Here is a 15,275-nt window from a genome sequence, read left to right as displayed (position 1 = left end):
CTTGTTAGCGTAGTATATAATTTCGTATTAACCTTAAAGTCTATCCGAATCTTTTATCAATCGGCCTTCCAGCTTGCTCGTTAGCATTTTTTTCTTTTTTGTTTCCTCTTTGCAGAATTCTATGATTGCATCTCTCATCATCACTCCCGTATTTTGGGTGGCGATTGCTTCTGAGAAAAATGTCATGTTTCCACCGCCATTTGCAAGATAGTCAGAAACGGCAATCACATATGTTTTACTTTTGTCGAATGGGGCAGAGCCTATCTCTGCTGAACTGAAAGTACTGTCCTTTGCCACTATTTTTGACCCAGCTATGGTGACACCTCCATCTTCAATGGTGTATTCAAACAACTTTTGCACAGTTTCTCCCGAAAGAGTGAGGACTACTATAATGTTGTCAAAAGGCATTAGCTCATAGATATCAGCCACTTTTAATTCACCTTTATACAAGTCTCTGCGAAGCCCGCCAAAGTTCATTACTGCCATATCTGGCTTTACCCCCTCTTTTTGCTCTACAAAATCGATCATCAAATTACTGGTGAAGTTGCCCAATAAGGTTTCGGTTCCATACCCTTTGGGCATATCCTTGTCCAATTCTCCTATCACTTCTTCTAACCTGTCGCCCATTTGTTGTTTATAGGGAGTGATCATCGTAAGAATAGCAGAGTCTTGCTCAGCCAAATCAGAGTTGATGTTTATTGCATCATCAGGGTAGCGGACATGTTGGTATACATACCTTTTTTGACAAGAGTTTGTGCCAAGAATCAGCAGAAGGGCAAATATCCAAGTTTTCAAATTGAGAAATGGTTAAAGGTTAGCTTAATGAAGTTTCTTTAATTTGGTTATTGCTAATTAAAATAAGGTAGGTGTAGATAAAATTGAGTGGTAAACTTATGATGTATAAATAAGGTGTTCAAAAGTAAGTAATCTTTATTTTGTAGCAGTACAAAAACAGAAAATCCTTCTGTTGCTTTTTTATGAAGTGTGAAAAATGTAGGGTAGGGGTATAAAAAAAGAGGCATGTTTTAAACAAGCCTCTTTTTTTGCGGTATAAGAGAAAATCTATTCAGCAGTTGCAGGAACTACAGAGATATAAGATTTTTTTCTATAACCTATTTTGAATTCCACTTTACCATCAGTTAGTGCAAATAGGGTGTGGTCTTTGCCCATTCCTACGTTTACACCAGGGTGATGTGTTGTGCCACGCTGTCTAACCAAAATATTTCCAGCTATAACATCCTGACCTCCAAATTTCTTGATACCGAGTCTCTTACTTTCCGACTCCCTTCCGTTTCGAGAACTACCAGCTCCTTTCTTATGTGCCATGATCTAATTTATTTTACAATTTCTTCAATTAATACTTTGCTATACTGTTGTCTGTGACCGTTTTTCTTTTTGTACCCTTTTCTTCTTTTCTTTTTGAAAACGAGTACTTTGTCACCTTTAACGTGCTCCAACACTTTTCCTTTTACGGTTGCTCCTGATACTACTGGCGTGCCAACATTCACACTACCTTCGTCATCTAGCAATAGAACTTTGTCAAAAGAAATACCTTCGCCCTCATCTTGGCTAAGCTTATTGGTATAGATATACTTATCTTTTTCTACCTTGAACTGCTGTCCTGCTATCTCTACTATTGCGTACATTTTATGATGTTTTATTAATCTCGAATTAAAGGCTGCAAAGCTAATGGTATATTCCCATAAAAACAAGCAATAATTTTCAGTAAATGAAGAAAAACTTAGATAAATCGGTCTTTTTATCAGGTTTTCAGTGATAATTTATTGCCAGACCCTCTAGTTCGCCTATGTCTTGTTGTAGGAAATGCTTTGAAGCAAGCTGTTTTGAGCTGCAAATATAGAGGAGTTTCTTGAAAAAAGTAGAGTTGCAAGCCTTATTCGTTTTTTGATTTCTCAATCAACTTGTTAGTGGTTTCATGTTTTTATTAAGCGGATTTACGCAATAGTTTTAATCACTCAAAGAGATTCAATGACTGATTAACAAGTGTTAACATGTAGAGGGCAATAAAATGCCCTTTTCTGTAATAACATCTCTTGGGTTACACGATATGCTGTTGATTGAGCTGGTTGCAAACTATTGTTATGTATTTGTTTCTACACGCCTTATATGCTTCCTGAATCTAGCTTTTATAGCGTTGTCGTATCGATTTTTATAAAGTATTGAAAATCAGTATGAAATTTGTTTTTCTGTGTTTTAAACCAGTATTTTTAGATTTTGATCCTTCCTCTCTTTTCTGTAACTTGATTTTCTGATTTATGCTAAAACTAGCTGGCAAAGAGAACTTCTGAAAGATTTGATCAAATTCTTGAGAAGAGCATACTAACGTAACAAATACCACTTACAAAAGATTTGCTTGCCTAAAGTTCAAGCAAGGAATAGTTGTTTTTTGAATTGTGACCTTATTATTTGAGGAGATAGATAAGGTTATGCTCATTAAAGTAACTATGCCTTTGTTTTAAAAGAAAAAAAGCCTGATCGGAGAACGATCAGGCTTGGCTAAGCTTTATATATGTGTGATATGAGCATGTTTACAATTTAAACGGGCTTTAAGTTTTTAAAAACTGTCGTCACCTAGTATAAAGTGCCCCATTTTATCTCTTTTAGTAGATAGGTAGCGATAGTTATGCGTATTAGGGGCAAATTCAATAGCGACTCTTTCTGTTATTTCTAAACCGTATCCCAAAAGTGCTGCACGCTTTTTTGGGTTGTTAGTAATGATTTTCATTTTTCTTATGCCCAAGTCCCTTAGTATTTGCGCACCTACGCCATAGTCTCGTTCATCGGCTTTGAAACCTAGTGCATGGTTTGCTTCTACAGTGTCCATGCCTTCTTCTTGTAGCTTGTAGGCTTTAAGTTTGTTGACCAAACCAATTCCCCGCCCTTCTTGGTTCATATATAACACTACACCTTTGCCAGCTTTGTCTATCATTTGCATAGCGCCGTGGAGCTGCTCCCCACAATCGCAGCGGTGCGAACCAAAAATATCTCCAGTCATACATGAAGAGTGTACCCTAACGAGTATAGGTTCGTTTTCATCCCAAGTGCCTTTGGTAAGAGCTAGATGAAGGTCGCCTGTGTTGGTTTGTCTATAAGCCGTTAGCCTAAAGCTTCCCCAATGGGTAGGCAGGTCAACCCCTACTTCCTTTTGGATAAGAGATTCTTTGTCTAGCCTATATTTAATAAGGTCCTCAATGCTGATAAGTTTGAGGTTGAACTTTTCCGCTACTTTTTTAAGGTCAGGTAAGCGAGCCATCGTCCCATCTTCGTTCATGATCTCAACCAGTGCGCCAGCGGGTTGTAAACCTGCCATCCTTGCTAAGTCGATTGCCGCTTCGGTGTGGCCCGATCTTCTAAGCACCCCGCCTTTTTTTGCTTTCAAGGGGAAAATATGCCCTGGCTTGCCTAAGGTGTCAGGATCGGTGTTTGGGTTTGCGAGTGCTTGGATCGTTTTGGAGCGGTCACTTGCAGAAATACCTGTGGTACAGCCATCGGTTTTCAGATCAACTGAAACGGTGAACGGAGTTTCGTAGATAGCCGTGTTCTTTCCCACCATCAGTTCGAGGTTGAGTTCGTCGCAGCGCTCCTCTATTAAAGGTGCGCAGATCAACCCTCTGCCTTCTTTGGCCATAAAATTAACTATTTCAGGAGTGACCTTTTCTGCGGCACATACAAAATCGCCTTCATTTTCTCGGTCTTCATCATCCACTACTATGATGATCTCTCCATTTTTTATTGCCTCTATGGCTTCTTCAATACTATCAAGCTTGATTTTCTCTTCCATTAATTTTTATGTGTTTGCTCCCCATTTGTGGTGGAGAATTTGGTCAAAGTTATGATTTTTTTGTGAGCTTGGGCTAACTTCCAATTCCAAAAGTATTGCAATCTATAAGGTTTGTTCTTTTCATGAAAGGATAAAAATCACCCTAAAAAAGAACGCTTATCAACTAGACCGTTTTTACAAGGATAAATTTATAGGCTATTGATCGCTTCTTTTAATTAACCATCAAAACCAGTTTTCCTCTTTTGCGTTCCCTTTTTTTTGAAATAAAAATATAGCAAGCTGGAATAGCTGACTCATATTCATTAGTTTGGGTAACTTTTAGTCTACTTTGGAAATTTAAAATTGAAGTAGTAGAGGCGTGAAAATACGATGCAAATGTTAGGAAAATTAAAATTTTGGTTGCTAAAGATTATCTCCCCAATTGTACCTACCGACATGTTTGCCAAAAAATATCCTGTTTCTATCAAGGCAGTAATTATAATAAGGGGTAAAGTAGTGTTACTGAAAAATGAGCGAGAGGAATGGGAGCTGCCTGGTGGGAAGCTGGAAAGTGGGGAGCCGCCAGAGAGATGTCTTGAACGGGAAGTGGAAGAGGAATTAGGGGTAAAAGTCAAAGTGACTACCATTCTGGATGCTTGGTTATATAATATACTTGGAAAAGTGGAAGTGCTGATCGTTACGTATAGTTGCAAGCATGCTGAGCTTAGCGAAGATTCATTGATTATAAGCCACGAGCATAAAGAGCTCGGACTTTTTACTTTGGACGAGGTTTCAAAACTCCCGATGCCCCAAGGTTACAAAGACAGTATATATAGGTGTATGAAATAAAATTTAACAACAAGTTTTTGCTAGGGGAGTTTTACCGTTATTTTGTAGAAATAAGCCTGAAATGACTCAGTTTTGAAGAGAACCTCATTTTTTTTTAAGAAAATTTCAAAAAAAATACACTTTTTTTAGTGCAGACGAATCACATCAAATTCAGGACAAACGAACCTGATTTCCCTACATAATGCATGAAAGTATGCGATTTGAGAGAGATAGCCGTGATTTTGCACGACAGACAACTTTTGTTTTGTGAATTTAATCCTCTAATTTAGTTGTCAGATAGGAAGTAAAACACACCAAAACGACTAAGAACGCCTTCCTTTCTTCACTCACCTTATATTATACCATAAAATACAGTAGGCTATTAAAAAATCGCTGTATTACCATTAGCAAATTGGCTGATCATCTTGCCAAATAATTTAATTAATCATTAAGACACTTGGCACTACTTAGTATAGTGCACATGCTAGAATGGAATAAAATGGTATTAGCATATTTATATGCTTGTTTAAAATAAAAGGTAACAGTATTATTCACTAAAAAATCAGAGAGATGTCGAAAAATTTATCAAGAAGAGAATGGCTAAGAAGAGGTCTTGCAACTGGCGGGGCATTAGGATTAGGAGCTGCGCTTCCGTTTAGTTCATTAGGATACGCTCAAGGCGAAACTACCGATTATATTGACTATGGTAATGGGTTGAGAGAGCTGAAATTAACACCACCTAGCTTTTCTGACTTGAAAGCGAAGTTAAATGCAAACGAAAACCCATACGGTCCATCTCCAAAAGCATTAGAGGCTTTTATAAAGCAAGCTTCTGAGGGTAACTATTACTCATGGCCACTTTTGAAAGACTTGATGGATAAAATTGCAGACTTCGAAGGTGTGAAGACTAGCAATGTCATGATGGGGCCTGGTTCTTCAGATTTGTTGGAGAAAACTGGACTTGTGTCATTTATGGATGGTGGTAACATAGTATCTGGTGACCCTCCTTATATGTCTTTGGTTAACGTTGCAAAGAAAATGGGTGGTACTTGGAAGCCAGTCAAATTGACTGATGACTACGAGCATGACTTGAAGAAGATGGAAGCGGAAATTGATGATGAAACGAAAATTGTTTACATCACTAACCCTAATAATCCTACTGGTACAATTACTGATACCAAGAAACTTAAAAAATTCTGTGCGAAGGTATCAGAAAAAGTATTGGTATTTGTTGATGAAGCTTATCTTGAGCTAGCTGATGACGGTTTAGATGCAAGTATGGTATCACTAGTTGCCGAAGGTAAAAATGTGATTGTTTCAAGGACATTCTCAAAAATCCACGGTATGGCTGGTATTCGTGTAGGATACATGGTAGGTCTTGAAGAAACATTGAAAGACATTCAGGCGATCACAAGAGGTGGAATGGGTATTTCTGGACCTTCTATCATGGCTGCTTCTGCAAGTATGGACGATACTGAGTTCTTGACATCAACTAAAGCTAAAATAGCTGAAGGTAGAAAATTCGCTGTGGACATGCTTACTGCCAAAGGTTTTGATGTAATGCCTTCTCAAACAAACTTTATCATCTTCCCAATAGAAATGGACGGTAAAGATTACATGAAAAAAATGTACGAGCAGAGTGTTGGTATTAGAGTATTCAACTTCTGGGATACCACATGGTCTCGTGTAAGTATCGCTACTATGGATGAAATGAAACTATTTGCTTCGGCATTTGAAAAAACCATTGGTTAATCAATCGAATAATTACTACAATGATGGGCAAGTAAATGCTTTTGCATAATAAAGCCCAAGTTTGCCCATCATTTCTTTAGCTCTCAAAATACAGATTACAATTACTTAGTCGGTAGGTTCTAATAGTTCCTGACCCTGCCAATCTTTTGTCAAAAACAACAATTTTATGAATCTCGCTCTTCAAAAAACTATCGGATTTCTTTTATTGATCTTATTGGGCTACCTGCTCCGAAAAAAATTACCAGCTAAAGAGCAAATTGGTGGGATAAAGATGCTGATTTTAAGCCTAGCGCTTCCCGCAATGATCTTTGTGGCCTTGCTAAATATTAAAATTGAGTTGACTTTGCTTTATCTGCCAATTTTGGCTCTTGCGTTCAACTTCATCATGTTGTTTGCTACTAAGTACATGTTGCCCGTTTTTGGAATTGAAAAAGATTCATCTACCAATAGGACACTGAGTATGTTGCTGCCATCTTTGGCGCCGGGCTTATCTTGTTTCCCTTATCTTTTAGAATACTTGGGAGAAGATATGTTTGCTTGGGCTGCCTTGGCCGACGTAGGAAATAAAGTATTTGTCTTGATCATTTTGTACATGTTGGCCATGAGCTGGTTCTACAAAAGACAATCAGGTACTACCACGGTTTCCAAAAATGCAAAATTGAAATCTCTGCTAGTTTCGCTCATCAACGAGCCTGTAAATATGGTAATTATCACTGCGTTGATCTTGCTAAGCCTTGGCTTGAACTTGGACTCTCTGCCATACTTCTTGCAAAATGCCGCAGGCAGACTTAGCGCTATGATGACTCCGTTAATCCTCTTGTTCATCGGTTTGGCAGTAAGGGTGAAGCGTAGCCAATTGAAAACGATAGTAAGTTTATTGATTTGGAGATCAGGATTGGCATTTGTGTGTAGTGCAGCACTAATCTTTTTCTTACCAGAAGCTACTCCGGTAGCGGTATTGTTGTTAGCTGTAGCTTTCCCTCAGAGTTCTGCAAGTTTCTGGCCTTTTGCCCATATCTCTGCAATTAGCGCTATGGAAACTGCCAACAAAACTGAAGGAGGAGAGACTTTTGACAAAGATTTGGCACTAGCCGTATTGGCTTTCTCACTTCCATTCTCAACTATGACCATCTTGGCCATCTGTTCTATTGGTGGAGTGTTCTTTGCCTCTCCGTTCAACCTTATGGCATTGGGCTTCATCATGGTATCAGCTGGGGCGTTGCCTTTCATCATCACTAAGCTAAAAGAAAGGTCTAAAGGAGAAGAAGCGATAGAAGGAGAAATGAAAGTAGTTGAAGAAAAAGCGTAAAAATAAATAATTGATTTATAGGATTACCTAATTGCCATTTGACAAACATATAATAACACGCTAAGCCCCTTGGTTTTCCAAGGGGCTTTTTTATTCTCAATCCTCATATTTTCCCTTTCTGTATATACTTTGTAAGCTGTATCAGTCATATAATACTATTGGAATAGTTTTTTTAGCGAATGGGTACTTTGTTTGTATTGCTATAATGTTTATTTAGACTAATTATTAATAATTAATTTTGGAATCACAGGAAGTGGGTTTACATTTGCTTCTATTAGTAATTAGTCTAAATAAAAATAAATAATGATGAAACGAATACTTAGTGTACTCTCTATACTATTATTATTGGTGCCAAGTGGTGTATTGGCACAAAATACAGGAATTGTTAAAGGCTCTATTTACAGCACAAATGGAAGCCCTTTAGAATTGATCAATGTAAGTATTAAAGGAACAAAGAAAGGTGCTACTACCAATGAAAATGGTTTATTTCAAATTGATGAGGTCGCCCCTGGGAAATATAGCCTACTTGTTTCTGCGGTTGGGTATGAACTATTGTCAACTGATATTGAAGTAGTAGCTGGACAAACCACTACCGTTTCTCAGTTAAAGTTGAAATCAAAATCAGAAGAGCTGGCCGAAGTAACAGTCGTAGGGAGTAAGAATAAATACGTGGCAGATAACACGTCCTTATCGTTACGCCAAAAAACGGAGATTCTTAAATTGCCACAAAATATTCAGGTGGTAAGTAGTTCCCTTTTGGGAGATCAACAAGTCACAAGTATCATGGACGGGCTGGTTCGAAATGTAAGTGGGGTGACGATGCTAGAGCATTGGGGGCACTTTGCTAGAGTCAATATGAGAGGCTTTAGGTTGCCAGCTTTTCGTAACGGGTTTAATGTAAACGACACATGGGGACCCTTGTCAGAAGATATGTCATTGGTAGAACAAGTTGAATTCGTAAAAGGGCCAGCTGGGTTTATGCTTGCTGCTGGTGAGCCAGGAGGTTTTTACAATGTGGTAACTAAAAAACCAACAGCAACACCCATAGCAAATGTTGCCCTAACCGTTGGTAGCTTTGATCTTTACCGCGGTGAAGTTGATTTAGGTGGAGCTTTAACAGAAGATAAAAAACTGCTTTATAGGTTCAATGGAATGTACCAAACTTCAGATAGCCATAGAGGAGATGAGGATGTGCAACGTTTTGCAATAGCTCCAGCTTTAACTTATAAGTTTTCGAAGAAAACATCTCTTACCGCAGAGCTGAATTACCAACAAGCTGAGAGTTACATAGGAGCAGCATATGTGTTTGCACCAGCTTCTGATGGGTATGCAAGTGTGGACAAAAATTTTAAAATGGTGGACACTAACTACCCTGCAACAGATATCTCAGAGGTAACATTTTTTGCCGATTTTACCCATCGGTTTTCGAATAACTGGGAAGGAACTATTCGTTATTCCCATCTAACATTTGATCAAGAAGGAAACTCAACTTGGTTGGTTAGTATGGCTGATAATGGAGATGCTATCCGATATGCAAGTATTTGGGATGCGCTTTCAGTAGGTAATTATGCGCAAGCTTTTGTAAATGGAGAAGCAAATACAGGAAGTGTTAGCCATACCATTTTAGGAGGTTTAGATTTTACAGATAAGGAATATTGGGCCGATTGGTCTCAGAGCGTTCCATATACAACTCCTTTCAATATTTACAATCCAACGTATGGTTATGATACCCCAGTTTTTGATAGGTCAAAGGAGCTGAAAGATAGGTCGGAAAGCCCTTATAATGGATATAAGTCAACGGCATTTTATCTACAAGACGAGCTTGGGTTTTTGAATGATAAAGTACGTTTGACTCTTGCTGGTAGATATACACATGTAAACTCAAATTGGAAAGATGAAGACGATAGCAAGTTCACTCCAAGGCTAGGGCTGAACGTAGATGTATTGCCAGGCATGACTGCCTACGCGCTTTATGACCAGTCTTTTATCCCTCAAGGAGGTGAAACGAAAGAAGGGGAGCCTTTTGTGCCAATAATAGGAGCTGATATTGAAGGAGGGGTTAAAAAATCCTTTTTTGATGGAAGATTAAGGACATCGATTGGTGTTTACCAAATAACAAAAGAGAATATGTTGGTGGGCGATCCTGAGCCAGATCCGGAATACCCCAACGCTCAAGTTCAACTGGGAGAGGTAACATCAAAAGGGTTTGAGTTTGATTTGCAAGGTGAAGTTGCTCCAGGGCTCAGCGTAGTATTCAATTACGCAAATACTAATGTAGAAATCACTGAAGATACAAACACTGAAAGAATAGGGACAAAAGTGGCAGGACATGCTAAACACGTAACCAATGGCTGGTTGACTTATTCATTTTCAGACAATTCCCCTGTAAAAGGTTTCGGTGCTTCTCTTGGCTATCAGTATCAGGTCGATCGCTCAACTTGGGCTTGGACAGCTGATAATCAGTCAGACTTGCCCGATTATTTTAGGCTAGATGGCGGGCTTTTTTGGGGAAATGAGAAGATGAAAGTCCAACTGAATGTGAATAACATATTAGACGAATATCTATATTCTGGAGCTAATTATGGTTCATATTTATATTGGCAGTCAGAGCCTGGCGTCAATGGACGCTTGAGGGTTTCTTACAAATTCAAATAATTTCCTTGTACTACTGGCGGGCGTGGTGTATTAACACCATTTGCCCGGCTGGTGGTAAATATTTTACAGAAGCTTTGTAATGGGTGAAAGTTGAGTCATGCTGCCAAAAGGTGTGATGAACCGATATGCCCCCTCTAAAAGCTTTGTGCCTACTTATATAATTCAAATAATCTATTGCTTTCATAAAAAATCAGAACAAATGAGAAAAATTATCCTAACTATAGGGGTTATGCTATTTGCTGTTGTCCAGTCCTTTGCGCATTATCTTTGGATTGAGACCAGCGCAAAAGGGGAAATAGGGAAAGAACAAGAAATTCGAGTGTACTTTGGTGAATATACTTATGGAGTGAAGGAAAAGATAAAAGGGGAGGCGTATATGAAAGTCAAAGACTTTACACTCTGGGTTGTGGATGCCCAAGGCAAAAAGATACGTTTAAATATTGAGCCTAAAGACGATTATTATGCGGCTGCTTTTACTCCTGATGCCGAAGGGACTTATACAGTAATATTAGACAATGACAAAATTGACGTTGTTGATTTTACAAAATACAATTTTGGGATTTTCAAAACCCACTATCACGCAGTCTCTAAAATTCAGGTGGGTGATAAGGCAAATCATACTGTGGCAGATAATGCAGAAGGGGTTGCTATAAAAAACATTTCGGAAGAAAAAGGTAAAGTGAAATTAAAGGTGTTTTATAAAGGTAAAGCTTTGCCAGAAAGTGAGATAACGGTTTTTGTGGCTGATCAGTGGAGTAAAACTCTTGAAACAGATCAAAATGGTATTGCCTCTTTTGACTTACCCTGGAAAACGAAGTATGTAGTAGAAGTTACCAAAAAAGAAGAAGTTCCTGGGACTTATAAAGATGTTGCCTATGAGTTCATCTGGCACGCTACAACAGTTTCTGTTAATGCAAACCTGTAACACTATGGTGTCATTTATTTTTATACTAGTGTTTATAGGCTTTTATTTGTGGTATGGAACTACCAAAAGAATAGAAGTTCAGAACGTCTTTGGAGTAGAAGCATGGTCAAAACAAAATCCAAGAGTATCCAAGTTGTTGGGTTCTCTTGGTTTACTGGCAGGGTGTGGGCTTGCTATTGCTCAGTTTGGCATTGGGGCTGGAATATTCACTTTCTCTGTTGTATTGATGACTATTTTGAGTCTTGTTATTTTATTTATACCACTAGGGATTTTGAATAAGCCTACGTTTTTGGTGGTATCGTTGCTATCCGTAATTTTTGAAACTCTACTATAAATGCCAGCGAATTCTAAATATCTTACTCGTTCCAAATGGCAGCGTTTTGCTAAAATATCGGCAGGCTTTGTAGGCGGTTTTTTAGTGAGTGCCTCCTTACATATTGCCATAGCTGCATGGTTTGACAGAACAAATGTGATCATAACAGCTTCTTTCACCTTCTTTTTAACTTGGTCGGGCTTGATGGTCTTATCTTTTTTGGCTAGAAATGGCTGGAAACTATGGGCGCTGTATATAGGGGTGTCCTTATTGTTTATAGCTATCGTATTATTGAAAAATTCATTAATGTAACAGTTGAATAGTACTATGAATATTGGTAAAAGAATCTACAATATATTATTTCATACTCATACAGTTAGTGGTATAGTGATTAGCGTGGGGCTTTATGTTATTTTCTTTGCGGGTTCTTTTTCTTTTTTTAGAGATGAAATTGTCAACTGGGAGCGGGGTCATAGTTTTCCAGTGACAGATGAACTAGATGTGAACGCAGATACAGTCATTCAAAACCTTGGTGAGACCTACCAGCTTTATGGTAGAGACATAGGGTTGCGTCATATTTATAATGAAAGAAGGATAAGTGTTAGCTTGGCTGTTACCAAAGACTCTACTGCAGGTGAGGAGGCTCAATCCAGTGCTTTTTTTTATATGGATACTAGTGACAAATCCACTGCAACCTATCGAGAGTCTTATACTTTAGGTGAGTTTTTATATCGGTTACACTTTTTTACTCAAATCCCATATCCTGTAGGTTATTACCTTTCAGGATTTACTGCTTTCTTTTTTCTGTTTGCCATCTTGACTGGCATTATCGTTCACTGGAACAAAATAATTTCTAACTTCTACGTCTTTCGTCCTTGGGCAAAACTCAAGACATTGTGGACCGATTCACATACAGCGTTAGGGCTTATCGGTTTTCCATTTCAGTTTGTTTATGCCTTAACAGGGGCTTTTTTTATGTTAAAAGCGATGGTGATTGCCCCAGTGCTTTTTGCGCTATACGATGGTGACCAAAAAAAGCTATACAAAGATTTGGAATATGATACGCCAGTTTATGAACTACATTATAAAAGGCTGCCAACAGATGTATCTATTAATAGCTTTATAGATGATACTAAGGACCAATGGGGAGGTTTTAGGGTTACTAATGTACAAATCTTCAACTATGGTGATGCCAACATGCATGTTGCACTTTCTGGGAATATTCCCTATGAAAACAAAATGAATGGTGTAGGGAAAATTATTTATAAGGTTGCTGATGGTAGTGTAGTTTATGAAAAAGATCCGCTTTTAGCTAGTAGTTACTTAGATATAGTCAAAAACCTATTGTATCGCTTACATTTTGCTGATTATGCAAATTATGGCTTGAGGATTATCTCCTTTGTACTTGGCTTGATTTCCTGTTATGTGATTTTATCAGGTGTAATGATTTGGCTTGTGGCAAGGGATAAAAAAAATATACCTGAAAAACAAAGGCGTTTTAATGAGAAGGTGGTTTGGTGGTACCTGGCAATTTGCCTGAGCATGTACCCTATGACTGCCCTTGAGTTCATAGTAGTGAAAGTGTTTCAAAATGCTGGGATGACTTTTATTTATCAAACATTTTTCATTGGCTGGTTAGTATTGAGCGTGTTTTTTTATTTCAAAAGAAGCAATGTTTTTACTGTCAAATACTCATTGATATTGGGTAGTGTTTTTGGGTTTATGATCCCTATTGTCAATGGTATTGTAAGTGGTAATTGGCTATGGGTAAGTTTAGAAAAAGGCTTGCAGCAAATTTGGTTTATCGATATTTTTTGGATTGTCCTATCTAGTTTAAGTACAATAGCAGTATTTAAGTACCTACCCAAAAGAAATCGAATATTGTTTTCCATAATTTTGTAGGATTGACAAGGTGGCCTCAATGAGAGATTTCATGGAGGTATAATGCCTTGGTTTGATCCAATAGTGCTTGAGCATCTTCCATAAGACCTCTATCAGGTTGAGCTCGGGGCAGTATGCGGGGATAAACTGTAGGTACAGCCCTTTTCCCTTCCATTTTTCTATATATCCCTTTACGTCTTTGGATTTGTGGATCGCGGCGTTGTCCAAGACCAGTACGGTTTTCTTCTTGATCGTCTCGGAGAAACTGTCCAGTACCTGTATGACACATGCCGAGTTTGCCGCGCCATGGTAATAGCTCCCCGTGAAGGTGTTGGCCAACGGGTCGAGTATGCCCAAGACGGAGACCCCGTTGCCCCGCCGGGCGGGCAGCTTGTTTGCCGTGCCAACGGGCTGCCACGCATACGGAACGTTCGGGCACAGGCTTATCCCCGTCTCGTCAAAATAACACAGGTCGATCTCCCCTTGCCGGGCCTGCTGTCCCAGACAGTCGAGTTCTTGTTGGAAGAAACGGAACATCTCTTCGTCACGGTTGTTTTCCAGGGAGTTGCGCATGCGCTTCCAGACAAGACCCGACTTTTTCAATATCCGCTTGACGGTCTTCCCACAGGCGTCCTTGCCGAACTTGGTGGAGACCTCTTGGGCAAAAAAACGGAGACAGGTGACAGGCCCTTCCCGGGCAAGGGATGCTATTTTTTTTGCTCTTCCACCGTATAGATACTCGGCCGCCCACTCTTGGGGGCATCCATCAATCCTGCCGCCTTTGAGGATTCCCATCTGTCAAACCACTCCGAGATGGTGGCCCTGCGCACCTCGAATATGTCCCTGAGCATATCTATCGTATACCCTTTGTTGCTCAACAGCAACGCATGGGCACGGTCCCGCCCGCGTCCAGAGTCGCCATGCTTTTCCAAGGATTTTAGTTCCATCTCTTCTGACGCACTTAGTGTGATATAGCGTCTTTCCATCTCACTAATTTAACGCTTTTTTATTATACGGTTTCTTTTGTCCACTTACTTAAATGGAAGCCACAAGAACCCTCCAATCCCAAGCAGGCTATAGTGGCATCAAAAGGTGAAGTAGAGCAAGTTATAGCTGCTACAAATAATTGATCTATAGGATTACCTAATTGCCATTTGACAAACATATAATAACACGCTAAGCCCCTTGGTTTTCCAAGGGACTTTTTTATTTTCTTTCTGTCCCGTCCTGAAATAGCGATACACAAAAAGTAACGTAATGAATAAAAGACAAGAGAACGAGTATGTTAAACGTACCCAACAAGATTACAGCTATGCTTTTAAGTTGTCCGTGGTAGCAGAAGTTGAGCGCGGAGAATTAGGCATAAAAGCCGCCGCGCGCAAGTATGGGATCCAATCCCACTCTACGGTCACCAATTGGTTGAGAAAATATGGTAACTTTGACTGGGTGAACAAGTCTACATTGAAGATGCCAAAGCCCAAAGACCAAAAGCTCTATGAGCTTGAACAGAAAGTCAGGCTTCTTGAAAAGCAAAAGAAGGAGCTTGAGAAGCAAGTGGAGCATGCAGATAAGAAAGCTGTCTTCTTTGATATGATGATAGACATGGCCGAAGAAGAATTCAAACTGCCTATCAGAAAAAAGTCTTTGCCCGAACAGTCGATCGATTCAAGATCGAACAAAAAGAAGGGGTAGCCCAGACCTGTAGACTGTTGGGGACCAATAGACAGGCCTATTATCGATCCGTCAAAAAGATTAAGCAAAAACAAGAGATAGCCACACAAGTAGTGGCTATGGCAGAAAAAATCCGTATGAAGATGCCACGTACCGGGAT

Annotated in this window: 13 protein-coding genes; 8 read left to right on the top strand and 5 right to left on the bottom strand. The window is 39.2% G+C overall.

The window, feature by feature from the left end; all coding sequences use genetic code 11:
• Nucleotides 1-33: 33 nt before the first annotated feature.
• From R9C00_15265 to R9C00_15250, 4 genes are all read right to left on the bottom strand, one after another.
• Entirely contained in the window at nt 34-795 is a 762-nt protein-coding gene (locus R9C00_15265; GenBank protein ID WPO33061.1) for a 5'-nucleotidase, read from the bottom strand.
• 267 nt (nt 796-1,062) lie between these two features.
• On the bottom strand, nt 1,063-1,326 hold the full coding sequence (gene rpmA / locus R9C00_15260; protein WPO33060.1) for a 50S ribosomal protein L27: 264 nt from the start codon (nt 1,324-1,326) through the stop codon (nt 1,063-1,065).
• Between the two features lie 8 nt (nt 1,327-1,334).
• Entirely contained in the window at nt 1,335-1,646 is a 312-nt protein-coding gene (gene rplU, locus R9C00_15255; GenBank protein ID WPO33059.1) for a 50S ribosomal protein L21, read from the bottom strand.
• A gap of 929 nt (nt 1,647-2,575) precedes the next feature.
• The gene (locus R9C00_15250; protein WPO33058.1) at nt 2,576-3,802 is read right to left on the bottom strand and encodes a bifunctional 3,4-dihydroxy-2-butanone-4-phosphate synthase/GTP cyclohydrolase II; all 1,227 of its coding nucleotides are present in this window, start codon (nt 3,800-3,802) and stop codon (nt 2,576-2,578) included.
• A 375-nt stretch (nt 3,803-4,177) separates the two neighbouring features.
• Here R9C00_15250 and R9C00_15245 point away from each other — a divergent pair, with 375 nt between their 5' ends.
• The 7 genes from R9C00_15245 (at nt 4,178) to R9C00_15215 (ending at nt 13,465) form a co-directional block, all read left to right on the top strand.
• Nucleotides 4,178-4,630 carry an NUDIX hydrolase gene (locus tag R9C00_15245; protein WPO33057.1) on the top strand — a complete coding sequence of 151 codons (453 nt, stop codon included), beginning with the start codon at nt 4,178-4,180 and terminating at the stop codon, nt 4,628-4,630.
• Between the two features lie 549 nt (nt 4,631-5,179).
• Entirely contained in the window at nt 5,180-6,361 is a 1,182-nt protein-coding gene (locus R9C00_15240) for a histidinol-phosphate transaminase (protein WPO33056.1), read from the top strand.
• Between the two features lie 166 nt (nt 6,362-6,527).
• Entirely contained in the window at nt 6,528-7,670 is a 1,143-nt protein-coding gene (locus tag R9C00_15235) for a permease (protein WPO33055.1), read from the top strand.
• Nucleotides 7,671-7,973: 303 nt separating this feature from the next.
• Complete coding sequence (locus tag R9C00_15230; protein WPO33054.1) at nt 7,974-10,325, top strand: TonB-dependent receptor; 2,352 nt, start codon at nt 7,974-7,976, stop codon at nt 10,323-10,325.
• A 199-nt stretch (nt 10,326-10,524) separates the two neighbouring features.
• On the top strand, nt 10,525-11,250 hold the full coding sequence (locus R9C00_15225) for a DUF4198 domain-containing protein (GenBank protein ID WPO33053.1): 726 nt from the start codon (nt 10,525-10,527) through the stop codon (nt 11,248-11,250).
• Between the two features lie 334 nt (nt 11,251-11,584).
• Entirely contained in the window at nt 11,585-11,875 is a 291-nt protein-coding gene (locus R9C00_15220) for a hypothetical protein (protein WPO33052.1), read from the top strand.
• Nucleotides 11,876-11,890: 15 nt separating this feature from the next.
• A complete protein-coding gene (locus R9C00_15215; GenBank protein ID WPO33051.1) occupies nt 11,891-13,465 on the top strand; it encodes a PepSY-associated TM helix domain-containing protein in 1,575 nt (524 codons plus the stop codon).
• Here R9C00_15215 and R9C00_15210 read toward each other — a convergent pair.
• Nucleotides 13,424-14,239: an IS630 family transposase gene (locus R9C00_15210; GenBank protein ID WPO33050.1), complete on the bottom strand. Its 816-nt coding sequence runs from the start codon at nt 14,237-14,239 to the stop codon at nt 13,424-13,426. The two genes, R9C00_15215 and R9C00_15210, sit on opposite strands and share 42 nt — an antisense overlap.
• 462 nt (nt 14,240-14,701) lie before the next feature.
• On the opposite strand from R9C00_15210, the gene R9C00_15205 reads away from it, so the two are divergent.
• Complete coding sequence (locus tag R9C00_15205; GenBank protein ID WPO33049.1) at nt 14,702-15,136, top strand: helix-turn-helix domain-containing protein; 435 nt, start codon at nt 14,702-14,704, stop codon at nt 15,134-15,136.
• Nucleotides 15,137-15,275 lie beyond the last annotated feature (139 nt).

Source organism: Flammeovirgaceae bacterium SG7u.111 (assembly GCA_034044135.1).
Classification (GTDB): Bacteria; Bacteroidota; Bacteroidia; order Cytophagales; family Flammeovirgaceae.
This window is presented reverse-complemented; position numbering and strand designations above follow the sequence as displayed.